Origin of the sequence: Polyangium jinanense (assembly GCF_028435265.1) — a bacterium.
In the GTDB taxonomy this organism is placed as follows: domain Bacteria; phylum Myxococcota_A; class Polyangia; order Polyangiales; family Polyangiaceae; genus Polyangium; species Polyangium jinanense.
In genome coordinates, this window is record NZ_JAGTJK010000033.1 from 12,933 (window position 1) to 36,337 (window position 23,405).

At 69.1% G+C, this 23,405-nt stretch carries 16 protein-coding genes; 4 read left to right on the forward strand and 12 right to left on the reverse strand.

Translation table 11 applies throughout. From position 1 onward, the window contains the following. Window positions 1-231 precede the first annotated feature (231 nt). The 7 genes from carA to KEG38_RS37815 all read right to left on the reverse strand — a co-directional run bounded on the left by carA (window position 232) and on the right by KEG38_RS37815 (window position 9,609). Entirely contained in the window at window positions 232-1,359 is a 1,128-nt protein-coding gene (carA, locus tag KEG38_RS37785) for a glutamine-hydrolyzing carbamoyl-phosphate synthase small subunit (RefSeq protein WP_272425289.1), read from the reverse strand. Then, window positions 1,356-2,696: a dihydroorotase gene (locus KEG38_RS37790; RefSeq protein ID WP_272425290.1), complete on the reverse strand. Its 1,341-nt coding sequence runs from the start codon at window positions 2,694-2,696 to the stop codon at window positions 1,356-1,358. The genes carA and KEG38_RS37790 overlap by 4 nt, the downstream gene beginning before the upstream one ends. Before the next feature lie 170 nt (window positions 2,697-2,866). Next, window positions 2,867-3,745 (reverse strand): S8 family serine peptidase, encoded by an 879-nt coding sequence (locus KEG38_RS37795; RefSeq protein WP_272425291.1) that lies wholly within the window; start codon window positions 3,743-3,745, stop codon window positions 2,867-2,869. A 212-nt stretch (window positions 3,746-3,957) separates the two neighbouring features. After that, the gene (locus tag KEG38_RS37800) at window positions 3,958-6,225 is read right to left on the reverse strand and encodes a DUF4340 domain-containing protein (protein WP_272425292.1); all 2,268 of its coding nucleotides are present in this window, start codon (window positions 6,223-6,225) and stop codon (window positions 3,958-3,960) included. Beyond that, the gene (locus KEG38_RS37805; protein WP_272425293.1) at window positions 6,222-7,895 is read right to left on the reverse strand and encodes a GldG family protein; all 1,674 of its coding nucleotides are present in this window, start codon (window positions 7,893-7,895) and stop codon (window positions 6,222-6,224) included. The genes KEG38_RS37800 and KEG38_RS37805 overlap by 4 nt, the downstream gene beginning before the upstream one ends. After that, window positions 7,892-8,641 carry an ABC transporter permease gene (locus tag KEG38_RS37810; protein WP_272425294.1) on the reverse strand — a complete coding sequence of 250 codons (750 nt, stop codon included), beginning with the start codon at window positions 8,639-8,641 and terminating at the stop codon, window positions 7,892-7,894. The genes KEG38_RS37805 and KEG38_RS37810 overlap by 4 nt, the downstream gene beginning before the upstream one ends. Then, window positions 8,638-9,609 carry an ABC transporter ATP-binding protein gene (locus KEG38_RS37815; RefSeq protein WP_272425295.1) on the reverse strand — a complete coding sequence of 324 codons (972 nt, stop codon included), beginning with the start codon at window positions 9,607-9,609 and terminating at the stop codon, window positions 8,638-8,640. Before KEG38_RS37815 ends, KEG38_RS37810 begins: the two co-directional genes overlap by 4 nt. Window positions 9,610-9,748: 139 nt before the next feature. Between KEG38_RS37815 and KEG38_RS37820 the strand changes: the two genes are divergently transcribed. Beyond that, window positions 9,749-10,219, forward strand: coding sequence for a DUF3293 domain-containing protein (locus KEG38_RS37820; RefSeq protein ID WP_272425296.1), 471 nt, complete (start codon window positions 9,749-9,751; stop codon window positions 10,217-10,219). 71 nt (window positions 10,220-10,290) lie between these two features. Further along, the gene (locus tag KEG38_RS37825; protein ID WP_272425297.1) at window positions 10,291-10,731 is read left to right on the forward strand and encodes a hypothetical protein; all 441 of its coding nucleotides are present in this window, start codon (window positions 10,291-10,293) and stop codon (window positions 10,729-10,731) included. A 51-nt stretch (window positions 10,732-10,782) separates the two neighbouring features. Here the strand turns inward: KEG38_RS37825 and KEG38_RS37830 are convergent, their stop codons facing one another. Both KEG38_RS37830 and KEG38_RS37835 read right to left on the reverse strand, forming a co-directional pair. Continuing rightward, entirely contained in the window at window positions 10,783-11,493 is a 711-nt protein-coding gene (locus KEG38_RS37830; protein WP_272425298.1) for a response regulator transcription factor, read from the reverse strand. Between the two features lie 47 nt (window positions 11,494-11,540). Continuing rightward, window positions 11,541-12,500 carry a sensor histidine kinase gene (locus tag KEG38_RS37835; protein WP_272425299.1) on the reverse strand — a complete coding sequence of 320 codons (960 nt, stop codon included), beginning with the start codon at window positions 12,498-12,500 and terminating at the stop codon, window positions 11,541-11,543. 91 nt (window positions 12,501-12,591) lie between these two features. On the opposite strand from KEG38_RS37835, the gene KEG38_RS37840 reads away from it, so the two are divergent. Next, on the forward strand, window positions 12,592-13,899 hold the full coding sequence (locus KEG38_RS37840; protein ID WP_272425300.1) for a thymidine phosphorylase: 1,308 nt from the start codon (window positions 12,592-12,594) through the stop codon (window positions 13,897-13,899). On the opposite strand, the gene KEG38_RS37845 is transcribed toward KEG38_RS37840, so the two are convergent. Continuing rightward, window positions 13,867-15,504: a hypothetical protein gene (locus tag KEG38_RS37845; protein WP_272425301.1), complete on the reverse strand. Its 1,638-nt coding sequence runs from the start codon at window positions 15,502-15,504 to the stop codon at window positions 13,867-13,869. The two genes, KEG38_RS37840 and KEG38_RS37845, sit on opposite strands and share 33 nt — an antisense overlap. A gap of 353 nt (window positions 15,505-15,857) precedes the next feature. Between KEG38_RS37845 and KEG38_RS37850 the strand changes: the two genes are divergently transcribed. Next, complete coding sequence (locus tag KEG38_RS37850) at window positions 15,858-16,460, forward strand: hypothetical protein (RefSeq protein WP_272425302.1); 603 nt, start codon at window positions 15,858-15,860, stop codon at window positions 16,458-16,460. Window positions 16,461-16,553: 93 nt separating this feature from the next. Here the strand turns inward: KEG38_RS37850 and KEG38_RS37855 are convergent, their stop codons facing one another. Further along, window positions 16,554-19,340, reverse strand: a complete 2,787-nt coding sequence (locus tag KEG38_RS37855) for a MopE-related protein (RefSeq protein ID WP_272425303.1) — start codon at window positions 19,338-19,340, stop codon at window positions 16,554-16,556. Continuing rightward, window positions 19,340-23,335 (reverse strand): MopE-related protein, encoded by a 3,996-nt coding sequence (locus KEG38_RS37860; RefSeq protein ID WP_272425304.1) that lies wholly within the window; start codon window positions 23,333-23,335, stop codon window positions 19,340-19,342. The genes KEG38_RS37855 and KEG38_RS37860 overlap by 1 nt, the downstream gene beginning before the upstream one ends. Window positions 23,336-23,405 lie beyond the last annotated feature (70 nt).

Sequence of the window (23,405 nt, forward strand, 5' to 3'; positions counted from 1 at the left end):
CAGAGCCGCAGAGAGCGTCGGGGCCCGTGTTTTTCCAACGGGCACGGGGTGCCAGCACCCTCCCTCCTCCCACCCCAACAGCCCGACGCTCTCTGCTGGCTCGGAGAAGCTTGCTGCACGCCTCGAATCGTCGGTCGGGCTCCTCGGAATACTGCCTGTATTCCTGCGTCGCCCTCCCTAGCTTCGAGGCGTTCGCGGCGCTTCTTGCTGCCGGATGGGGGGAGGTCTCGGTTAGGGCTTGGCTTCCTCCATGCGGGCGACGAAGCGCTGGAAGAGGTAGAGCGCGTCGTGCGGGCCGGCGGCAGCCTCGGGGTGGTACTGGACCGAGAACGCCGAGAGGCCGGGGAGGTCGAGGCCCTCGCTCGTGCCGTCGTTGAGGTGCACGTGCGTCGTGCGCGCCTTGCCCTCGAGGGAGGCAAGATCAACCGCAAAGCCGTGGTTCTGCGTGGTGATCTCGATGCGGCCGGTGTCGAGGTCCTTCACCGGCTGGTTGATGCCGCGGTGGCCGAACTTGAGCTTGTACGTGCGGCCGCCCATGGCGAGCGCGAGGATCTGGTGGCCGAGGCAGATCCCGAAGAGCGGCTTTTTCCCGACGAGCCCGCGCACGGTGTCGATCGCGTAGGAGACGGCTGCGGGATCGCCAGGGCCGTTCGAGACGAAGACGCCGTCGGGCGCGAGGTCGAGGATCTCGGCAGCGGTCGTCTTCGCAGGCAAGACCGTGACGCGGCAGCCGACATCGACGAGCGAGCGCAGGATGTTGCGCTTGATGCCGAGGTCGACGCAGACGACGTGCTTGTTCGTCGCGTGCGCACCAGGGACCTTCGTGCCGAAGGCGCCCGAGCCCTCGGTCCAGACGTAGGGCTCTTTCGGCGTGACGCGCTGGGCGAGGTCGAGGCCTTCCATCGACGGCGCCTCGCGGGCGCGGCGGATGAGCTCTTCCGGCGAGGCCTTGCCGATCGCGCCGTTCTGCGATCCACGATCGCGGAGCGTGCGCGTGAGCAGGCGCGTGTCGATGCCCGCGAGGGCCACGATGCCGTGCCGCGCGAGGTAGGCGTCGAGCGTCTCGTTCGCGCGGAAGTTCGCGGCGACGGGGGAGAGGTCGCGCACGAGGAAACCCGCGACGTGCGGCGCGCCGGTGATGCTCTCGTCGTCCTCGCGGTTGATGCCCGTGTTGCCGATCTGCGGGGCCGTCATCGTGACGATCTGCCCGCAGTACGAGGGATCCGTGAGGACCTCCTGGTAGCCGGTCATGCCCGTCGTGAAGACGACCTCGCCCGTGGCGATGCCAGGCGCGCCCCAGGCGACGCCCTCGAACGTGGTGCCGTCCGCGAGGCAGAGATATGCGCGCTCGCCGCTCATCGTGCTTGTGCTTCTCCCTGGGCCAGTACGTCGTGCACGACGCGGCCCGCAGCCATGGTGAGCTCGACCGAGCCCGTGACGGACTTGCCGAGGAAAGGAGTGTTCTTGCTCTTCGACCGGAGGCGCGCCGGATCCACGGTCCAGCGCTTCTCGGGGTTCACGAGGCAAAGCTCGGCGAGCGCGCCCTCGCGCAGCGTCGGCGCCGAAAGGCCCACGATGCGCGAGGGCGCGGCCGTGAGCGAATCGATCAGGCGCGCGAGCGGGAGCGCGCCCTCGCGCACGCGGGCGAGGAGCAGCGGGACCACGAGCTCGAGGCCGATCATGCCGGGCGAGGCCTCGGCGAACTCGCAGTCCTTCTCCAGCGAGGAGTGCGGCGCGTGGTCGGTCGCCACGCAGTCGATCGTGCCGTCGGCGAGGGCCTCGCAGAGCGCGGCGACGTCCTCCGGCTCGCGCAGCGGCGGGTTCACTTTGCAAGCCGTGTCGTAGCCGATCACCGAGGCGTCCGTGAGCGTGAGGTGGTGCGGCGTGACCTCGGCGGTGACGCGGATGCCGCGCGCTTTGGCCTCGCGAAGGATGCGAACGGCGCCGCGGGAGGAGATGTGGGCGACGTGATATTTCGCGCCCGTAACTTCGGCGAGCAGGACGTCCCGGGCGACGATGATGTCCTCGGCGACGCGGGGCCAGCCGCGCAGGCCGAGCCGCGTGGAGACGGCGCCCTCGTGCATGAGCGCGCCCTCGGTGAGCGCGTGATCCTCGGCGTGCTGGATGACGGGGAGGTCGAAGTTCGCGGCGTACTCGAGGGCGCGGCGCATGACGGCGCTCGACGTGACGCAGCGGCCGTCGTCGGAGACGGCGACGGCGCCCGCGTCCTTGAGGTCGGCCATCTCGACGAGCTCGGCGCCCTTCTGGCCGAGGGTGATCGCGCCGATCGGGTGCAGCGCGGGGCCCTCGATCGCGCGCGCCTTCGCGACCATCGCCTCCGTGATGCTGCGCGTGTCGTTGACGGGACGCGTGTTCGGCATGGCGCAGACATGCGCGAAGCCGCCCGCGGCCGCGGCGGCGAGGCCGGACGCGATGTCTTCCTTGTACTCCTGGCCCGGCTCGCGCAGGTGGGCGTGCAGATCCACGAAGGCCGGGACGAGCAGGAGCCCTTCGCCGGAGAGCACGCGCGCTCGCTCGGAAGCGAGGATCTCCTTCGTCGCGGCGCCCGCGCCGATGCGCGTGATGGTTCCGCCCTCGACGACGATGTCCACGATCGCGTCGAGGTTCGCGCCTGGATCCACCGCGCGCACGGCGGTGATGACGAGCAGGCCGTCCTTTCTCTGGAGACCGAGCATCGCCCGCCCTCTAGCATTTTTGCGCGGAGGGGGCTCGCAAAGCAGCGAGCCTGCCCACGAGGCTTGCGCGATCGCGTCGCTGTCCGGGGAAAGGCGGCGCCGGCTTGTCCGTCGGGGAAATCGGAAAGCGTGGCGAGGACGAACCCCGCCGGCACGCCGTTACTTTGAGGTCAAATGAGCTTGAGAGCGGCGGCGACGTCGATGCGGCCGCGGAGGACGCCCTTGCCGCGCTCGCTCTGGGCCATCGAGAGGGGCGTCGCGCTCTGGAGCAGTGCGGTGCGGACGGCGCGTGCATCCACCTGCTTTCCACGGGCGATCTGCACGCTGAGGAGGAGCGCGGCGACGCCGGCGACCATCGCGGCGGCGAAGGTCGCGCCGCTCTGCGCGACGGTTCCCCCGCCGGGAGCCGCGCCGATGAGGCCTTCGCCCGGCGCGACGATGCCGCTGTCGCGGTAGGTCGGGCCCCACATGCCGAAGTCGAGCAGCTTGCCTTCCGCGTCCTCGGCCGCGACGGCGAGCACCGTGGAGGCGGCCGTGGGCACGTGGAAGTGCTCGTTGCCATCGCCCTCGGCGGCGACGACGACGAGCACGTTACGCTCGGCGGCGCGGGCGAGCGCCTTCGCGAGCGCGTCGAGCATGCCCGCGTCCGGCGAGAGCGCGCCGCCGTGCATCGTGATGACGTGAGCGCCGGCGGCGATCGCGTCGCGGATGCCCTTCGCGAGATCGGGCGGATTGCCCGCGGGCGCGGTCGTCTCGGGGCGGAAGTTGTGCACGGGCACGACGATGCCCTTCGCCTTCGGAGCGATCCCCGGCGCGGGGCCGCTCGGCTGACCGAACACGAGGCTCGTGACGTGGGTTCCGTGCGTGCGGTCGGCCGCCTCGTCGCTGGACACCGGCATCTCGAGGGCCGTGACGTTCGCGCCGCGGAAGGCCGGGTGCGCGAGATCGACCGGGCCATCGAGGACGGCGACGCAGACGTCGGGGCTTCCGAGGGTTTCAGCCTGAAGCGCGGCGAGGCCGGCCAGGTTGGATCGCGGGTCGGTGGACATGGGCTGACGGAGTCTACCTTCTTTTCTTCGCAGGGGTCCACCCTTGCGCTTCCTTGTTCGCGGGGATCCAGGCTCGCGCGGGAAGGCCGCGATTTTTTCGCGCGCCGCGGCCGGGCAGGCGTCCGAACAGTGCTCTGGACTCTCGTCGTCGGCTGCGACGCACCTCGATGGATTTCCGTCTTCTTCGGAAGATCGCGCTCTCGCGGGAGGCGTCAGCGAGCGAGATCAAGGAAGACGCGCGTCTTGGCTTGCGCGATGGCGTAGGTGGCGTCGACTCCGTCGCGGCGGGCGTAGGTGATGTTCGTCCCGCGAAACGCGTCGCCGGCGCCGAGGGAGATGCGCAGGGTGCGCTGGGGATCGACGGTCGCGGGCGCGTCGGGATCGAGGCCTCTGCGCTCGATGGTGATCACGACGGCGGGCGAGTCGAGTCCTTCTTCTTTGCGAGGCGGTCCGACGCTAACGGCGCCTTCGGGGACGAGGTCGGCGAGCGCATCGCGGATCGCGGCGGCCTTCGCGGTCGCGGCTTCGTCGCCCCGGATGCGCAGCGCGTCTCCCGCGCGATCGAGGACGAGGGGCGGCTTGCGTTTGTCCGAAGGGGTGATGGTGACCTTCTGGATCTCGGCCACGTCGAGGGTGAAGATCGATCGGTCGAGCAGCCATTTTCCGGCTGCGGACTCAATCTTCGGATCGATCACGAAGACGGCGTCGTCGCCGTCGATGCGCGCGAAGGAGCCGCCCGTCGTGGGCGCGCCGAGCAGCAAGCGCACGGTGCGCGCGCCCGCGTCTTTGCCCGCGGCGAGATCCGCTTCGATGACGATGCGCGGGTTCGCGAGGCCGAAGGATCCATCGTCGCGTTCGGCGACGAACCGCTCGACACGCAAGGGCAGGAGCGACGTGGCGAGCTCCGTGCCGAAGCCGAGGTCGGCCGCGAGGTTTTTCCCACGTGGCTCCTCGAGCGCGAAGCCTCCTTCGGGCGTGCGTTCGAGGTGCTGCACGCGATCGCCCTCGGTGATGCGCAGCGCGCGCAGGCTCGTCTCCGGGGCGTCGATCACGGTGGGGCTGCGCAGCGTGATCTTGCTCGGGAAGAGCGCGCGCGCTCGATCGGCGGGGATCGCGAGGACAGCGCCGTCGGAGGTGCGCAGCACGGGGACGACGTCGCCCTGCGGTTTGCCGACGAGGAGCTCTTCGATCCGATCGTCGTCGCCGCCGTCGGGACTCCGCGAGGGCAAGACCGAGACGATGCGGACCTTGCCTTGCGGCGGATCGAGGCCGAGCGAGGCGCGATCGTCCGCGGGGAGAAAATCCTTCGCACGGAGAGCGAGGAGGGATTCGAGGAAGAGGCGGCCGGTGGCGCCCTCGATGTCGCGATCCTCGGGAGCGCGCTCGTGGAAGCCCGTGCCCTTGCGCGCGAGCTCGATGCGGCGATCACCAGCGGTGAGCGTGACCTCGTGGATCTCGTCGATCGTCGCGAAGAACGCGTTGCGATCCACGAACGCGCTTTCGGGCTTCGAGAGCGCGTCGAGGAAGGTCGTAGACACGCAGGCCGCGGCACGCGTGGGCGCCGTCTGCAGCGCGACGACGAGGTCGGGTTTGTCGGGACAGGCTCCGCCGAGGACGAGGGTTCCCTTGGGCTTCGTCGCGTCCGTGGGGCTCATCGTGAGCGTCGCCGTGGGCGTGGACGCGCGGCGCGCGGCTTCGTCCGAGAGGAAGGCGTCGGCCCGCACGCGTGAGAGCGTATCGAACAGCTCGTCCGTGGCTGTGCGGGAGGCACGGCGACCTGCTTCCTTCGCAGGGCCGTCGAGCTTGAGCGCGTCACCGCCATCCGTGGGTCGCGCGAGCGCGTACTTGCCGTTCGGACCTTCGATCTCGAACCGCGCGACGTCGCTTGCAGGGTAGGGGAGGAGATCCCGCGATCGAAGCGAGCTCGGATCGATCGCGAGGGCCGTGACGAGTTCCTTCGTGATCACCTGGAACGAGGTCCGATCCCCTTCGTGAACCTCGATGATCGCAGCGCCTGCCGGCGTCGGCGCGGGGCCTCCGATCGCGAGCGTCGTGGTTCGTCCCGGCGTGGTCACCACGATCCGCGCGCGGGGCGCATCGAGGCCGCTTGCCGCGCGATCCACGCTGTCCGGCGCGAGCACCCGCTCGCGCGTGGCGAACTCCAGCGTGCCGAGGAGCTGATCGACGATCTGCGCCTCCGCGGGGAACCGCTCGCCCCCGATCGTCACCTCCCAGAAGCGCTGTCCGAGCGCATCGGGCGGCGTGCGCGTGAGCTTCGCGGACGACGCGCCCTGCTCGACCACGAGCTCGGTGATCTCGTCGGGCCTCCACGCGAGGACCACGTTTTTCTTTCGTTGCTCGGCTTCCTCGGTCGTCACCGAGCCGCGATCCACGACGAACACGTAGGCGCCCGCGCTGATCGAAAGAACGCAGAGGACGAGCGTCGTCGCGTGCTTCTTCGCGAACTTCGCGAAGCTCATTCGGGCGCTTGCTCCTTCTCCTTGCGGGTCCCGCGCCGCTCGGTCGCGCGCCTTCGCAGGTGCACGGCGAGCCCGGTGAGCACGGACGCGAGCGGGATGAACACCACGACGTAGCGGAAGATCGAGGCGAGCGAGTCCTCGCTCATGCGCAGGCCCGCGGTGAAGGCGGGCTTGTTCGGGATGTCGAGCGGCACGGGCGCAGAGGCGAGCCAGGCGATCGCGCTCTCGACGAAGATCGCCGTGCCGCGCAGCTCGTCGCTTTGCCAGTTCTCGCCCATCATCGGGCTCGCGGATCCGATGGCCACGAGTCGCGCGCCACGCTCGGCACCCGGACGCTTGGGCATCTCGGCGGCGAAGGAGACCGTGAGCGGTCCCTTGTGATCCGCGTCGTTCGGCGCGGGATCCGAGGGGTTTTTCGCCCATGTGAAGAAGTCGATCATGCCGAAGGCGTCCTCGCTCGTCTCCAGCAAGGGCGACACCGCCGCCGCGCCTTTGCCCGTCTTCTGGAGCGAGCTCGCCACGGTCATGACCGCGCCGAGGCCCGACTGCTCGGCGCGGATCAGGCCCTCGGTGATGGGATGCGGCTTGGCGATCGGGAGGAACGTCTCGCCGTACCCGCGCACGGCGCGCAGGCGCGTATCGGTCTCGAACACGAAGTCGCGCGCGAGCGCGATGCCGAAGCGATCGAGCAGCGGATCGAGGCCGAGATCGAGGTACTTCTGGTCCCCCTCGTCCGGCACGGGTGAGGCCGCGACGAGGACGTTGCCGCCCTGCTCGACGAACCCTTCGAGCTTTTTCGTTTCGGCCTCGGAAAAACGCAGCGACGGCCCCGCGACCACGACGACACGGCAACCGGCAAACGGCGCGCGCGCCTTGTCCTTGTCGTCGGCCTTCTCGCGAGGGTCGACGGTCACGACCTCGTGTCCGTTTTTCTCGAGCCGCTCGCGCAGCGGCGCGAGGCCACTTCCGCCCGTCTCGATCGACTTCTCGTCGTGCCCCGTCGTGAAGCAGATCTTCGGCCGATCCGTGGACACGACCGCGCGGATCGCCGCGGTGAGGGCCTGCTCCAGTCGAGGCCGCGCGCGTACGTCGTTCTCGTCCTCGACCTCGACGAGATCCCGCGGCGTGATGAACTGCACGCGGTCGCCTCGCGCGACGACGATCGCCGCGTCCGTCACCACCCGACCGTCGACGACGCGTTCGTCGTACTTGCGTTGGATCGCGACGAACTCGGCCGCGTGGCGATCAGGATCGGTGAAGTGCACTTCGAGGCGCGACGTCTCGCTGCGGTAGGCCTCGAGCAGGTGCTGGATCGATAGCGCGAGCGGATCACCCGCGGGCAAGAGCACGTCGACGCGGATCGGCTCGCCGAGCGCGTGGAGCGTCTGCACCGTCGCGGGGCTCAGCGTATAGAGCCCGCCCTTCGTGAAATCGAAGCGCTTGTAGTGCCGCGCCGCGACCACGTTCACGAGCACCGCGAGCACCATCGCCGCCACGAGCCCGACGAGCGCGCCGAGCTTCGTCCCCGCGCTCGTCCCGGCCGGCGCTTCGGGCGCGGGATCACGCGGAGGCGCGGGCGCCTTCGTGGCCGCGGGCTTCACGTCCTTCGGCTTCGTACCTTCGGGCCGAGGCGCCTTCTTGCCTTTCTTCGGCTTGCGCTCCTCGCTCATCCCCACCTCCACGCCTCGACGGCGCGCACCGTGACGAAGAGCGGCAGGAGTACGACGGTCGCGTCGAAGACGAGCCGCCGCGAATCGAGCAGCCCCCGCGACGCGTCATTCATTTGAGTCCAAACGGAGACATGTGTCGCGAGATCGTGCGCCGGCCCATCGGGCACGATGAACTCCGCGAAGCCGAAGAAGAAGAGGCCCGAGATCGCCAGCGCCGAGAGCACCGCGGCCGTGAGCTGGCTCTGCGTGAGCGCGCTCGTCATGACGCCGAGCGCGAGGTAGCCCGCGCCGATCGCGAAGACCGAAAGGTAACTCGTCCCCACGACCCGCCAGTCGACGTCCCCCGTCCGCGCGAGGATCACGATGTAGAGCGCCGTCGGCGCCCACATCACGACGTACGTCGCCACCGCGGCCGCGTACTTCGCGAGCACCACGCCCACGGTGCCCACGGGCGCCGTGAGCAACGTCTCGATCGTGCCGCTGCGCCGCTCCTCGGCGAAGAGCCGCATCGTGAGCAGCGGGCAGACGAGCAAGAGCGGCACGTAGAGCAGCATCGTCTGGCCGAAGAAGGCCTGGACCGGCCCACTGTCGCCGAGCGATTCCGCCGGCGCCGCCGCGAAGTTCACGACGATCAAGAAGAAGTGCAGGCCCTGGAGGAGCAGGAACGACGTGATCACCACCCAGGCGAGCGGCGTGACGAAGAGCGAGAAGAGCTCCCGCTTGAAGATCGGCCAGAATCCCCTCACGCCTGCACCTCGGCCGCGGTCTCGTCCCCCCGCGTGAGCTCGGAGAAGACCTGCTCGAGCGTCGCGGCCCGCGGCACGACCTCCCGCACGCCGAGCCCCGCGCCGACGAGCGCCGCGACGACCCGCTCGGCCGCCTCGGCCCCGCCTTCGGCGCGCCGGTACGTGACGAGCAACGCCGCCGCATCCGCCGCCGGCGCCTGCCCCGCGTCGATATCAGCCCCCGCGACCTCCGGAAGCGCACGAACGATCCCGAGCGCCCGCGTCGCATCCCCGCGCACGACGATGCGGAGCCCCGAAGCCCTTCGCATCTCGCGCAGCTCCTCGATGGTCCCCGACGCCACGAGCTTGCCCCGCGCGACCACGAGCGCGCGCGAGCACGTCGCCTCGACCTCCGAGAGGATGTGCGTCGAGATCAGGATCGCGTGGTCCTTGCCGCGCCGCTTCACGAGCTCGCGCACCTCGCGGATCTGGTTCGGATCGAGCCCCGCCGTGGGCTCGTCGAGGATCAGCACCGGCGGATCCCCGAGCAGCGCATCCGCGAGCCCGACGCGCTGCCGGTACCCCTTCGACAGATGCTGCACGAGCACATCCGCGACGTCGTCGACCCGCGCCTCCTCGGCGGCCCGCTCGACCGCCTTGGCCCGCGCGCTCCGGGGCACGCGCTTCACCTCGGCGCGAAAGGTGAGGTACTCACGCACCCGCATCTCCGGATACAGCGGCGAGGTCTCGGGCATGTACCCGAGCTTTTCCCGCGCGAGCAGCGGCTCCTCGGCGATGTCGTGCCCGCCGATGCGGATCCGCCCGGCGCTTGGCCCGAGGAAGCCGGCCAGCATGCGGAGCGTCGTGCTCTTCCCCGCGCCGTTCGGCCCGAGGAATCCCACGACCTCGCCGCGCTCGACGTGAAACGACACATCCGACACGGCGCGAAAGGCGCCGTACGACTTGGAGAGGCGCTCCACTTCGATCATCCCGGGGCAGGGCTTAGCGCAAGCATCCAGGAAGGGAAAGACGCGCGGGCGGGCTCACGGGAAGGCCGGGCGCCCTCGCAACGCGAAGGGCCTGGTAGCGTGCGGGCCGCCACTCTGGTAGGAGCGGTCAGACCTATCGATGGACCAAGCGCTCCTCCGTTCGTACCTCGCGACGATCTACGAGTTCCCCGGCCCGCACGGCGCGCCGCTACGCGCCTCGCTCGACGGCGAGATCGTCCAGGATCACTCGGCGTTGCCCGAGCTCCTGAACCGGCGTTTCGCCGTGCTCACGGCCTACAACCCGCGTTCGATGCTCCTGCCCCGCAAGGTGAACGAGCAGCGCCACCACGTGCTCCGCGACCTGCTCATCCTCGGCTGCTACCGCGTCGAGCCCTGCGTCGGCTCCGAGGCGGAGCCTGAAGGTGTCTGGCGCGAGCCCGCGTGGCTCGTCTACGGCATGGAGCGCGACGAGGCCATCGCGTTCGGCCGCGTCTTCCGACAAAATACCATCGTCTACGCGGAGAACGGTCGCCCCGAGATCATCGTGACCGACCCGACGGCCGACGACGTGGGACGTACCTTCCACGGCAACTGGCGGGTACGCTCGTGACTGCGAAGTTTCTGGCCTCTTCGAAGAAAGCGGCCACCGAACGCCAATCCCTCCACAGGAGACAGTCGAAGATGCGTCATCAATCCCTGTTCTCGGCCGCGATCGTGGGCGCCGCTCTGCTCGTGGGAGCCACGGCCTGCGGCCAGAAAAAGATCACCGAGTGCAACCAGCTCATCGAGGTGATCAACAAGGGCGTCGAGAGCCTGAACAAGACGCCGAAGGGCGGCGCCGACCCGACGGGAGCGAACGAGCTCAAGAGCATGGCCGACGCGATGGACAAGGTCGCCGCCGACGCCGCCAAGGTGGAGCTCACGATCCCCGACCTGAAGAAGTACTCGACCGAGTACCAGACGATGGCGAAGGACGTCGCCAAGGCCGCCCGCGACATGGCTGCCGCCGCCGAGGCGAAGGATCTCGCGAAGATCAACTCGGCCCAGGCCGCGCTCGACAAGGCGGTCAAGCAGGAAGACCCGCTCGTCGACAGCATCAACAAATTCTGTCAGGCGCCTTGAGTTCGGCGGCCCCCGCTTCCGGATGGGAGCGGGGGTGTCTCGTTCGTCTCGTCAAACCACGAACCGATACCCCACGCCTCGCACCGTCACGAGGTGCCTGGGGTTCGCCGGATTGTCCTCGAGCTTCGTTCGTAGCTGCAGGATGAAGTTGTCCACGGTGCGCGGCGTGCCGTGATGGCTCGGCCCCCACACCTTCGCCTGGAGCTGCTCCCGCGACAGCACGCGGCCGCCCGCGCTGACCAGGCAAAACAGGATGTCGAACTCCGTCGCCGTGAGCTCCACGAGCTTCCCGTCGCGCCGCACCTCCCGCGTCGACGGATGGATCTCGAGGTCCGCCGCTCGGATCGCGCTCGCGTCGTCCCCGCGCGCGATCGCGTCGCGCCGGAGCACCGCCTTCACCCGCGCCAAAAGCTCCGCCAGCCCGAACGGCTTCGTGATGTAGTCCTCGGCGCCGAGCTCGAGCCCCATCACCTTGTCCATCTCCGCGCCGCGCGCGCTCAGCATGATCACCGGCATCGTGTACCGCTCGGCGCGCAGCATCCGCAGAAGCTCGAAGCCGTTCAGCTTCGGCAGCATCACGTCCAGGATCAAGAGGTCGATCCCGCCTCCGCGCGCGAGCGCGAGACCACTCTCCCCGTCGGTCGCGAGGAGCACGCGATACCCCTCCGCCGACAGGTTCATCTCGAGGCCCATCGCGATGCTGTCGTCGTCTTCCACGACGAGGACCGTGCGCCGCGCGCCGCCCTGTCCGACCCGGTTCATCGATCCAGGCTCTCTATCACGTTCCGCGCCGCTTGCCGCTCCCACCCTTACGCCGTCCCTCCCGTGCTCGACATCGGCTCCGACACCCGCACCTTCGCCTGGATCGGAAGCACCAGCGTGAACGCGCTCCCTCGACCCGGCTCGCTGTCCACGGTCACGCGACCTCGATGCGCGCGCATCACATGTTGCACGATCGCAAGCCCGAGCCCCGACCCCTCTTGCTGTCGTGCAAGGAGATCATCGACCCGGTAAAATTTCTCGAAGATGCGCTTGTGCTCGCGCCGCGCGATCCCCTTGCCGTTGTCGCGCACCGTGATCAGCACCTCGCCGAGCTTCCGCGCGACCGCGAGCTCGATCTTCCGCGGCTGCCCCCCGTACTTGTAGGCGTTCGAGAGCAGGTTCACGAGCGAGATCACGATCGCCCCGTGGTCGCACCACACGCGCGGCAGGTCCGGCTCGAACTGCACCGAGAGCTCCACGTGCCGCTGCTCGCGCGTCGGCTCGAACGCGGCGATCGCCTCCTCCACGACCTTCACCACGTCCTGCTCGGCGAGCTCGTAGACCCGCCGCCCGCTCTCCATCCGCCCCCAGTCGAGCAGCCGATCGATGAGCTGTTGCAGCCGCGCGCTCTCCTTGTTGAGCGCCAGGATGCATCGATCCTCGCTCTCTTTGTCCCCGCGCCGCAGCACCAGCGTCTCGGTGAACATCCGGATCGACGTCAGCGGCGTCCGGAGCTCGTGCGAGACCTTCGACACGAAGTCGGCTTGCAGCTCCGAGAGATCTCGCTCCCGCCGCAAGAACACCCACACCAGGATCACCCCTGTCACGAGCGTGCTCGAGAACGTGAGCACGAGGATCCCGATGAGGATGTTGTACCGCGCCTCGCCCATCACCACGAGCGACGCGCCGACCGCCGACAGCAGCACCGACGGGACGATGACGAGCGAGACCAGCAGCTTGACGATGCGCCGGTAGCCGAGCGTCGTGAAGTCACGTGCCCTGCTCATGCGGCCGAAAGGTAGCGCGCGCCGCTCGCCCTGGGGAGACGCCACGCACGCGGCCCGCGCCGCGAGGCCGCTTTGATGTATGCTCCGCACCGTGGAGACCCTGGTTGAGCTCATCGCCAAGAAGCGCGACGGCGGCCGCCTTTCGGACGACCAGATCGCGCGCCTCATCCGCGCCCTCGGAACGGGCGAGCTCGCCGATTACCAGATGAGCGCGCTCTGCATGGCCATCTTCTTCCGCGGCATGGACGACGCGGAGACCGTGGCCCTCACCCGCGCGATGCTCCACTCCGGCGACGTCCTCGACCTCTCCTCCGTCCCCGGAATCAAGGTCGACAAACACTCGACCGGAGGCGTCGGCGACAAGGTCTCCTTGTGCCTCGCGCCCCTCGTCGCGGCCTGCGGCGTGCCCGTGCCCATGGTCAGCGGCCGCGGCCTCGGCCATACGGGCGGCACCCTCGACAAGCTCGAAGCCATCCCCGGCTTCAACGTCTCGCTCGACACGGATGCCTTCGCGCGCATCGTCCGCGACATCGGCGCTTGCATGATCGGACAGACCGGACGCATCGCCCCCGCGGACAAACGTATCTACGCGCTGCGCGACGTCACGGCCACGGTCGAGTCGATCCCCCTCATCGTCGCGAGCATCCTCTCGAAAAAACTCGCCGAGGGCATCGACGCGCTCGTGCTCGACGTGAAGGTCGGCCGCGGCGCGTTCATGAAGACCGAGCGCGACGCGCGCGCCCTCGCCGAGGCCCTCGTGCGTGTCGGCAAGGCCGCCGGCAAGCGTGTGGTCGCGCTCCTGACCGACATGAGCACCGTCCTCGGCCGCACCGTCGGCAACGCCATCGAGACGCGCGAAGCGATCGAGGTCCTCCACGGCGGCGGACCGGACGATCTCGTCGAGTGCACACTCGCCCTCGGCGCCGAGATGCTCGTGCTCGGCGACGCCGCTTCCTCCGTGGAAGAGGCGCGCGAAAAACTCCGCGACGCGATCTCGAGCGGGCGCGGCGCGCGCGTGTTCGAGCGCATGATCGAGGCCCAGGGCGGCGATCCCGCGGTCGTCGAAGATCCGCGTTGCCTGCCGCGTGCCCCTGAAACCGTCCTCGTTCCCTCCGACGCCGACGGCTTCGTCGCGGCGATCGATCCCCTCGAGATCGGCCTCGCCGCCGTCGCCATGGGCGCGGGCCGCACGCGCGCCGATCAGAAGGTCGATCACGCCGTCGGCATCGAGATCCTCGCGCCGCGTGGCGCCGGCGTGCGTCGCGGCGAGCCCCTCGCGTGCCTCCACGTGCGCTCGGCGGCCGCGGCCGAGGCCGTCGCGGATCGTGTCCAGAGCGCCTTCCGCGTCAGTTCCGCGCCCGAGGCCTCACCGCCTCTTCTGCTGGGCCGCATCGCTTGATGGCGGCGTGATCAGGGACGCCGGCAACGCCGAGCGCGCGCCGGCCGAGAGGCCGTCGTTCGTCCAGGAAAACTGGTCCACCAGGACGACCGGATCCGAGGCGGACAGAGGATCCACCTTCCCGAGCACCCACGCGTCGGCGCCGCTCCCGTCGCGGCGCACGCGCACCCGCACGAAGTGCTTGTATCCGGGGTGCGCCAGCGCCGCGAACGCCTGGTGTTGCTCGATCCCGAAGATCGTCAGCGCCATCAGGTACGCGCCGAAGACCAGCGTCGCGACGTAGACCGAGACCAGGAACACGAGCCACGGCCTCGCGCCGTAGAGATCCGCCGCGTCGAAGAGGCCGCCCGCCGCCGCGAACGTCATCCGCGCGAGCATCGGCACGAACCCCACGGTGAGCCCCGCGATCGTCGCGAGCAGGTACACCGCGATCGATCGGTTCCGGAATCCGCCGAGCAGCCGGCACACGAAGCCCGCGATCGCCGCCGTCACGAGCGATCCCACCATCGGCGGCGCGCCGCCCCATCGCACCGCGGAAAACGCCGGCAGGTAGAGCAGCGCGGCCGCGAGGTGCACCAGAAAGCCGCTCCGTCCGTGCACGATCTGCCACGGGATTTGCAGCGCCAGCGCGAGCGACGCCTTCGGCCCCGGGAACTCCGCGGCCGGCTCGGGCAGGCCCTTCCGCATGATCCGCGCCGGATGCAAGAACGCCCCGCCTCCGCCGGCGATCACGTGGCACGTCTTGCCGATCTGCTCGCGGCAGTAGTGATGTGTATCGCCCGTCAGCACGAGCACGGCGTCGTCTTCGAGCCGTAGATCCAGCGCGTCGACGATGTGTTGCCCCGCAGGGTTCGGCTCCAGGAACGCGTACGCCGGATCCGCCAGGGTCAAGAGCAGCCCGCGGTTCTCGGTCCGGAGCGACGCGAAGAACGCGCGTTGCTCGAAGTCCACCGCGCGGAGCTGCCGATCCGCGCCCCACAGATCGAGCCCCGGCGCGAGCCTGAGCGCGAAGTAACTCGCGTCCTGCACCGGCACGTATCCGTCGAGCGGCAACGTCGATCGTTTGCTCACATAACGTCCGATGCGAAACGCCTCCACCCACTGGATGAAGTGTCCGATCTGCGCGAACCGCACGACCTCGTTCGGCGTCGATCTCCCCACGAGATCCACGGTCCCGCGCCGCTCCCGGAACATGCGCCCGAAGCCGTCGAGCCCCGCGTACCAATCGTGATTTCCCGGGACTCCCAGGAGCACCCGGGGTTTGCCGTCTCGGACCTCCTCCAGCACCCGCGAGAACGGCACGATCACCCGGTTGTGGATCTCGAGCTCCGTCGCCACCGGATACGCCGTGTCCCCGCCGAACAGGAGGATGTCCCCGCGCGGGAGCACGAGCGTCTCGCCGGGTTTGTCCGGAACTTCGACCTCGTACGTCTCGAACACGAGACGCGCGACCTCCTGGCTCACGGACACGCAATCGCCCGTGTCGGCGAGGAAATCGATCCAGACGTCGCGACCGAGCGCCTCGGTGAGCGTCTCTTTGCCTTCGCTGCCGCCCAGCACGGCCGCGGCCTTGCGCGTCAGTGTGTCGGCTGTGCTCGGTCGCATCCATGCGCGACTGTCGATGTCTTCCGTCGCGATGACGCTCGCCACGAGGTGCCAGAGATGCCCCCAGAACGATCGCGCCCCGAACCACGCGATCGCCTGCGGATATCGGCCTCCGCGCGTGAAAAGCAGCTTGGGAGCGTCGGGAGGAGCGGACGCAGGGCGGAGGGGGGAGGGACGGACCGGCGAGGGAGCAGACATCGGCACTTTTTTTGTCTTGCCATCAGGCCGTGGATACGGATCAAAGTCGAATGCCGGGGCAACTTGCCCCGCGCGGCCGGATCATGAGCCGGGCGAGTAGGAATGCGAGGATCGCCGAGAAAGGTCGATCTTCGCCACCATGTAAGGAGAGCAGGATGAGACAGGGAGTGCGGTTCGCGGCGATCGTGGCGCTCGCGGGTGCCGTCGGCTGCGGCGGCGGTGAGGCGAAAAACGAAGGCGCCTCGCCCGAAGCGAAGCCCAGCGCAGCCGCGGCGGACACGCAGCCTGCGGCCTCCGCGGCCCCGGTCGCGTCAGCGGCCCCCGCGCCGAGCGCCGAGGCCCCGAAGCCCGAGAACAGCGCTGCTTCCGCCCCCGTGGAGCCCGCGGGATCCGCCGCCGTGGCTGCGGCGTCCGCGGCCCCCGCCGCCGGCTCTGCGGCGCCCGCGGCCAGCGCGGCGGCCGGCCCGAAGACGTTCGATTGCGGCGCCAAGGGGCAGAAGCCCTGCCCGATGCAGGGCTGGATGAAGACGGTCATGGCCTCGGCGACGTCGAGTGGTGATCTGACGAAGATCGCCAATGCCCTGGCCTACACCGCGGGCAAGCCGCCGCCCGGCATGGGGAGCTGGGTCGCCATCTCGAATGAGGGTGTGGCCAAGGCGAAGGCCGGCGACCTCGACGGCGCAAAGGCTTCCTGCAAGAAGTGCCACGATCTTTACAAGGAAAAGTACAAGCAGACGATGCGCGATCGCCCCTGGTGATCGCCGCGCGGGGGCCACGTCGTCGTGGCCTCGAATGAAAAAGCCCACGCGTCCCGGGTTTCGGGAGCGTGGGCTTTTTCGTTGGAGGGTCCTTCAGCCCGGGTTCGCAGCGAAGCAGCAGCGGAAGCCGGTGTCGAAGAACTGGAAGTTCTGATCGACGGTGTAGAAGGTGAAGTCCGACTGGGCGCCGGACTCGGCCTGGGTGTTGAAGGCGCCGCCGAGCAGCGGATACGTGTTCGTCGCGGACTTCGTGATCTCGCGGAGGTTACCGGTCATGTCGTAGACCTGGGGATTGGTTTGTCCGGTCCAATCGACCCAGCAGTTCTTCAGGTTGACCGTGTCGCCGGTGACGAGCAGACCGTTTTGCGTGCCGACATCCGGGGAGAAGTCGTACGAGAAGCCGAGGTTGCAGTACTTCACGTTCGCCACGAACCCGGTCTTGCACGCGGAGAGCGGCGCGTAGCCCCAGAGGCAAGCATCCGGCGCGGGGGTACGCGCGGCGGCCTGCCAATCGGCCGTGCTGCAGACGGTGCCGCCGGCCGCGGCGCAGACGTCCTCGACCTCACGCGGGGTGACGTTGAACCAGGGGATCTTCCCCTGGACCGAGCAAGCCGGGGTCTTGTCGAGCGTGGATCCCGTGGGAGCGCTGGTCCAGAAGCCATTGCCGGTGCCGGGGACGACGGCGGTGGCGTTCGGGCGGCTGGCCTCGAACGTCATGATCCACTTGTTCTGCGCTCCGAGCTTCGTGACCGCCGGCTTGACGTAATACGCGGCATTGCTGCCCTTCTTGCTGTAGGGCTCGTCGGCAGCGCCGTCGCAATCGTTGTCGAGGCCGTCGCACTTCTCTTCGCAACCGCCGGGCAAACTGGCGCAGTTCGCCGGCGTGGCGCTGCATTTGACGGCCGTGGTGCCGTCGCACTCGTACTTCCCCTGCGTGCGGCAGGCGCCGTGTCCGGGCGGGGGCAGAGCGTCGTCGGAGTTGCAGGGCTTGTTCCAGTTGGCGACGTTCTCGTTCTGGACGCCGTCGCAATCGTTGTCGTAGTTGTCGCAGAGCTCGGGGGTGCCGGTGCAGTAGTTCGGGGCGGCCCCGGTGCAGACGGTGGCGGGGAAGGTGCACTTCCAGGCGCCCATCACGCAGGCGACGTTGACTCCGGTGGTGCACTCGGCCTTGGTGGCGGAGGGGCTGACGCCGCAGACCTGGGTGGGCAAGGGGGCGATGACGTTCTCGTCGATCTGGCCGTCGCAATCGTCGTCGAGGCCGTTGCAAGTCTCCTGCGCCGAGATGAAGTCGCAGTCGTACTCGCACTTCTGATCGTTGTTGAGATCGTAATACCCCGGCTCGCAGCCCTTGAACTGGCAAGCGCCGGCGGCGCAGGACCACGTGGAGTGGACCGCGCCCGTGTAGCAGCTCTTGCCACACATGCCGCAGTTGTTGACGTCGGTCTGCTTGTCGGGCTGGTTCGTCAGCGCGCCGTCGCAGTTCGCGTCGATGTTGCAGCCGTCCTGCACGCCTGCGGCCGGCTTGACGGAGTTCTGGCACACGATGGCGCCGCCGACGCAGGCCTTCGTGCCGGCCTTGCAAGGCGTGGTCGCGCCCGCGGGCGGGTTCGGCGGGACGTCACAAGCGCCGACGGCGTCCGGGGGCGGGCTGCCGTTGGTCTTGTCGATCGTGCCGTCGCAATCGTTGTCCTCGCCGTCGCACATCTCCGGCTTGGGATCGATGTTGCCGACGCAGACGAGCGCGCCGTTCTGGCATTGCTGGGTGCCGAAGGCGCAGGGGAAGATGTTGCTGACGCCGCAGGCCTTGCCGGCGTCGGTGGGGCTGTCGTCGACGATGCCGTCGCAATCGTCGTCGAGGCTGTTGCAGAGCTCGGGGTTCTGGTTCTCGACGAGGACGTTGGGCCCGGCGCAGACGACCTTGTGGCCCTGGCAGATGGTCTTGCCGAGGTGCGCGGGCGTCGCGCATTCGCCGTTGGGATCGCCATAGCAATCCTGGCCGAGCTGCATGTCACCCGAGAGATCGTCGGCGTCGTCGATCTTGCCGTCGCAATCGTTGTCGAGGCTGTCTCCGCAGATCTCGACGCCGCCGTTCGTGATGTTGCACTGGTACTCGCAGCCCGTGGCATACGAGCCGTCGAGATCATAGAACCCAGGCTCACACGACTGGATCACGCATTGCGTGTTGCCGTCGTTGCAAGCCTGCCCGGGCTCGGCGCTGCTGGTGCAGGCCGGCGTGCCGTGGAGGACGACGCAGGTGCGCCCGCACTTGCCGCAATCGGTGGTGCTGGTGCAGAGGTCGACGTCCTCGTCCTTGATGCCGTCGCAGTCGTCGTCCTTGTTGTTGCAGAGCGAGTCGTCGGCGCCGCCGGAGACGCAGTAATACTCGCAGCCCGGCGCGCTCGGATCGAGATCGTAGTAATCGACCGCGCAATTGCCGGTGCAGGTACCGTCGGTATTGCCCGGATCCGCGCTCGGGGTGCAGGCGATCGTGTCGGGGTCCGTGTTGAGCAGGACCTGATAGCAATTGTTGGCGCAGGTGCCGCAGGCCTCGGGCGTGCTCCAGTCCGGAAGGTCGTCGACCTTGCCATTGCAGTCGTCGTCCTTGCCGTTGCACTCCTCGACGCCGCTGTCGGACGGCACGCAGCCGCCGCTGCCGCCCGCGCCGCCCTCGCCGGCCGTGCCGCCCGTGCCGCCGCAGCCGAAGAGGCATCCACCTTCACCGCCCGTACCGCCGGTGCCGGAGGAACTGGAGGTGCCGGTGGACGAGCCGCTATCGCAATCGTCGAAGCAGAATGCCTGCGTGGTGCATCCCGCGGAGCCCGCGGCGAGGGCGAGCCCCGCCGCGGCCGCGAGCCATCCGAGTTTGGAAGAGAAGCTCATCACGCAACCTCCACGTTGCGCGCCGACCGACGCCGGCGGAGGAAGGCCAAGGGCAAACCGAGGAGCGCGAGCCACCCGGCCGAAGAGCGCGTGTCGCCGGCCGCGGAGCAAGCGCAACCGCCGCCGCCCGTCGCGAGGCCCCACACGCCACTGTCGCCAGCGCCGGCCGAACCGCCCGTGCCGGGGCCAGCGCCGGCCGCGCCGCCGTCACCACCCGCGCCGCCCGAGCCGCTCGAGCTCGAGGTGGAACCCGGGCCGCCCATGGGCTCGACGCATTCACCGCGGCTGCAAGCGACGCCCGGCGGGCAATCGTTCTGACAAACCTGCCCTTCGGGGCAAACGACGCCCTCGCAGGGGCAATTGCCGCAGGCGCCCGTCACCGGATTGCAGCAGCCGCCGCTCGCGCAGGGGCCGGCGCACTGGTTCTGGACGCAGGCGGGCGGGGTCTGCGTGATGTCGCAGTATTGATCGGGTCCGCAATTCGGGCTGCAGGCGGCCACGCACGTGCCGCCCTGGCAGACCTGGCCCGACGGGCAATCCACGTTCGCGCAGGTCGAGACGCACGTGAACGTGGTGTAATCGGCGCTCGGCTTGCAGATCTGATCGGCCGGGCAGCTCTCCGGCTGGCACGGGTTGTCGATGCACGAGCCGAGGTTGCAGACCTTGTTGCAGCCGTTGCAAGGCACGTTGTAGCAGTTGTCCACCACGCACTGGCCAGCCTTCGGCCCGTACGCCGTGCAGACCTCACCCGCGCCGCAGCTCACGCCGTCGCACGGATCCTTGCAGCCCGCCTGGCCCTTGCAGACGCACACGGGCGGCTTGGCGCAATTCGCGTCGGCCGGCGTATCGGCGGGCGCGCAGAGCACGTTACCGTTCGCGTCCTTGACCGTCTTCAGCTCGCAATCGACGCAGGGCTCCGACACGCAGAAGAAGCCGAGATTCTCGCCCGTCGAGCTCTCCGTCACCTGCTGGCATTGCTGGCCGGGCGGGCACGGATACTCTTTGCCGGGGTTGCACGCGCTCGCGCACTGGCACACGCCCGCGCTCCCCTTCACGCACTCCTTGCCGGTGCTGCACAGCGGGATGCCGTTGTTGGGGTTGTCGCTCTGTCCGTCGCAGTCGTTGTCGTTGCAATCGCAGACCTCGAGGACCGGCGTGATCTCGCCCGTGCAGACGAACCCGCCGTTCACGCAGGCGAACGTGCCCTGCTTGCACTCGCCCGTCTCCACGCCGCACGCCTGGCCGATGCTGCCGACCGGCGTGGGCTGCGGGTTCATCGAGCCGTCGACGCCGTCCGGCCCGGGGCCGCTCTCGTCCACCGTGCCGTCGCAGTCGTTGTCGATGCCGTCGCAGAGCTCGGGCTGTGGCGAGACGCCGCCGAGGCACTCCACGCCGGCCGCGCCATTGCAGAGGAACTCACCCGGGGTGCACGGCGAGGCGCTGCGATCGCCCGGATAAAGCGCCGTGTCGTACGTCGGAACGCACGGGCCGCCCGAGGGGATGCCGTTGTCGTTCACGCCGTCGCAATCGTTGTCCTTGCCGTCGCAGATCTCGGACACCGGGCCGACGTCGTTCGCGCAATCGAGCACGCCGGCATTGCAGGCGAGCGTACCCGTCGCGCATTCGCCCTGATCGGTGCCGCACGTCGTGCCGACCTGCGGCAGGTTGCCGTCGTCGAGCATGCCATTGCAGTTGTTGTCGAGGCCGTCGCAGACCTCCGGGCTCGGGGCCTTCGGATTCGAGCAGACCCACTTCTGCGCGCCCTGACAGACGAGCTTGCCGGTGTTGCACGGCGCCGTGAGCGTGCCCGTTCCCGTGCAGGTCGCGCCGGCCGGCGGGCACCATTTCAGGTTGCCGAACGTGCAGCACTGGCCCGGCTCGGTCCAGCAGCCATTGTTGGCGCCGGTCGGCGCGTCCGCGAGCGGCGTCTCGTCGATCGAGCCGTCGCAATCGTTGTCCGTGCCGTCGCAGACCTCGGGTCCGGGCTGCACGCCGCCCTGGCAGACGAGCGCGCCGTTGACGCAGGCCGTGAGGCCGGTCGTGCACGGCGGCTGGTTGGCGCCGCAAGGCGTGCCGACGCCGAACGGGCTCTCGTCGACCACGCCGTCGCAATCGTTGTCGATGCCGTCGCAGATCTCCGCGCTCGGCCCGATGAAGCCCTGGCACGTGCCATTGCAGGGCTGCGTGCCCCGCTTGCATTGGCTGTTCGCGCCGTAGTTCAGGTTCGACGGCGTGCCGACGGGCACGCACTGCGCGGGCGGCACGCCGTCGTCGACCGTGCCGTCGCAATCGTTGTCCTGGCCGTCGCAGGTCTCGATCTGCGGGTTGTTCGTGCAGGCGTTGAACCCGCCGTTCGCCACGCAAGCGCCCGGCTGTGGCACGTTCTGCGCCGCCTTGCACGTCAGCGTGCCGACGCAGTTATTCGGGCTCGGGAGGCCACACGAGGCGTTCGGCGCGCCGTTGTCCGCGATGCCGTCGCAGTCGTTGTCGCAGCCGTCGCAGATCTCCGGCGAGGGAACACACGGCACGACGCAGATGCCGCCCTCGTCGGTTTGCCCGTCGCAGTCGTCGTCCTGGCTGTTGCAGGTCTCCGGCTTCGGGCAATGCGCCGGGTTGCCGCACTTCGTCACGTTCTCGTCGATGGTGTTCGCCGCATCGCCGTCGAACGCGGGCCCGGGATCGCAGTTGTTGTCGACGTTGTCGCAGCTCTCCTTGGGGTTGTAGCAGAGCCAGGTGGTCGGCTGGGTCGCCTGCGTGGGCGTCGTGCAGGGTAGCTTCGTCAGGTCGCCGCCCGGGTTCGCCGGGGTGATCGTGCTCTGGTACGTCGACATGCACGTCGCGCGCTGGGCGGCCGTCGACCACGAGCAGCACGTCTGCCCCTGGTTGCAGTAATGGGCGAAGCCCTCGTCCGTGCAGCCGTTGCAGTTGTTATCGGCGTTGTCGCAGGTCTCGGGCTTGACGGCAGCGGCGATGATGTTCGAGAGCGCCTGCGAGAGCTGCGTCTCGTTCGTCGCTGGCGTCGACGTCCCCGTGCCGCCGGCCGCCGCGAGCGCGGCGTTTGCCGCAGACGAGGTACCGAAGTCGATGACGTGTGTCTTGACCGACCAGTGGATCCCGCCACGATCGAAGCCCGCGAGCAGATCGCCAGCCGCGTCGACCGCGTCGGCCGGGTTGTCACACGTCTCGAGGCCGTCCGTGATGAGGATCGTGTTGATCGTGCGGCAGCCGCGCTCGCCGGACTGGGCGATCGGTGAGTCGAAACTCGGGTCGCCGCTGATGGGCCTGGCCCAGGAAGTCGAGAGGTACCGGTAGGCGTCGCGCAGGATGCCGTTCAGCGGCGTCTCACCTGACGGCCAGAGCTCGTAGCTGATCGGCCACGTCGGGTGCAGCGAACAGTCGTTGTCGACCCACTTGAGCAGCTCCGGGACATTCGAAGGCTCGAGCGGCGGCGCGTAGAAGTTGTCGCGCTGCATCGGGACGAGGATCTCGGCGCCGCGTCGATCCTCGGAGTTCGCCTGCGAGGTCGGCTCGAGGCCGCAGCCGCCGGAGGGGTTGCCTCCGCCGGTGTAACTCTGCCAGATGCACCCGCCGGTGCCGGTCGCCCCGCAAGCTGCGGTGCAACCGCTGGTGACAAAGCCGCGCGAGAACCCGGCGAGCCCGAAGTTCACCTGCCCGCCGAACGCGAAAAACATCTTCCGCAGGGCGCACTTCGCGTGGCTGATGCGGGTCGACCCGAAGCCGCACGAGTCGGGCAACGGATTCGCGCTGCTCGGAGCGCCTCCCGTCATCGACCCGGAGGTGTCGAAGAGGATCATGAAGTACGGCTTCGCGGACGAAGGCCAGTCCTTCGGATCCGCGCTCAGGCACGCAGGCTCCTCTGCGGAGGCGAGCGGCGCCGTGAGCGACGCGGCGGCCACGAGGGCCGCACCAGTGAGGACCGGCGCGATACCAAGCTTGCGACGGCCAATGCCACGGGAGAAGAGGGTCCTGTTCATGTTCTCGTGATCCAGCCCCGGCCCGACCACGTCATGCAGCGACGCGTGTCAGCCGAAGGAAAGTAGGAAC

Excerpts from the sequence above, each read along its gene's own strand:
- KEG38_RS37795 (WP_272425291.1), bottom strand. The coding sequence starts at position 3,745 with ATGTCCACCGACCCGCGATCCAACCTGGCCGGCCTCGCCGCGCTTCAG.
- KEG38_RS37800 (WP_272425292.1), bottom strand. The coding sequence starts at position 6,225 with ATGAGCTTCGCGAAGTTCGCGAAGAAGCACGCGACGACGCTCGTCCTC.
- KEG38_RS37855 (WP_272425303.1), bottom strand. The coding sequence starts at position 19,340 with ATGAGCTTCTCTTCCAAACTCGGATGGCTCGCGGCCGCGGCGGGGCTC.
- KEG38_RS37845 (WP_272425301.1), bottom strand. The coding sequence starts at position 15,504 with ATGCGACCGAGCACAGCCGACACACTGACGCGCAAGGCCGCGGCCGTG.
- carA (WP_272425289.1), bottom strand. The coding sequence starts at position 1,359 with ATGAGCGGCGAGCGCGCATATCTCTGCCTCGCGGACGGCACCACGTTC.
- KEG38_RS37825 (WP_272425297.1), top strand. The coding sequence starts at position 10,291 with ATGCGTCATCAATCCCTGTTCTCGGCCGCGATCGTGGGCGCCGCTCTG.
- KEG38_RS37820 (WP_272425296.1), top strand. The coding sequence starts at position 9,749 with ATGGACCAAGCGCTCCTCCGTTCGTACCTCGCGACGATCTACGAGTTC.
- KEG38_RS37815 (WP_272425295.1), bottom strand. The coding sequence starts at position 9,609 with ATGATCGAAGTGGAGCGCCTCTCCAAGTCGTACGGCGCCTTTCGCGCC.
- KEG38_RS37835 (WP_272425299.1), bottom strand. The coding sequence starts at position 12,500 with ATGAGCAGGGCACGTGACTTCACGACGCTCGGCTACCGGCGCATCGTC.
- KEG38_RS37860 (WP_272425304.1), bottom strand. The coding sequence starts at position 23,335 with ATGAACAGGACCCTCTTCTCCCGTGGCATTGGCCGTCGCAAGCTTGGT.
- KEG38_RS37850 (WP_272425302.1), top strand. The coding sequence starts at position 15,858 with ATGAGACAGGGAGTGCGGTTCGCGGCGATCGTGGCGCTCGCGGGTGCC.
- KEG38_RS37830 (WP_272425298.1), bottom strand. The coding sequence starts at position 11,493 with ATGAACCGGGTCGGACAGGGCGGCGCGCGGCGCACGGTCCTCGTCGTG.
- KEG38_RS37805 (WP_272425293.1), bottom strand. The coding sequence starts at position 7,895 with ATGAGCGAGGAGCGCAAGCCGAAGAAAGGCAAGAAGGCGCCTCGGCCC.
- KEG38_RS37790 (WP_272425290.1), bottom strand. The coding sequence starts at position 2,696 with ATGCTCGGTCTCCAGAGAAAGGACGGCCTGCTCGTCATCACCGCCGTG.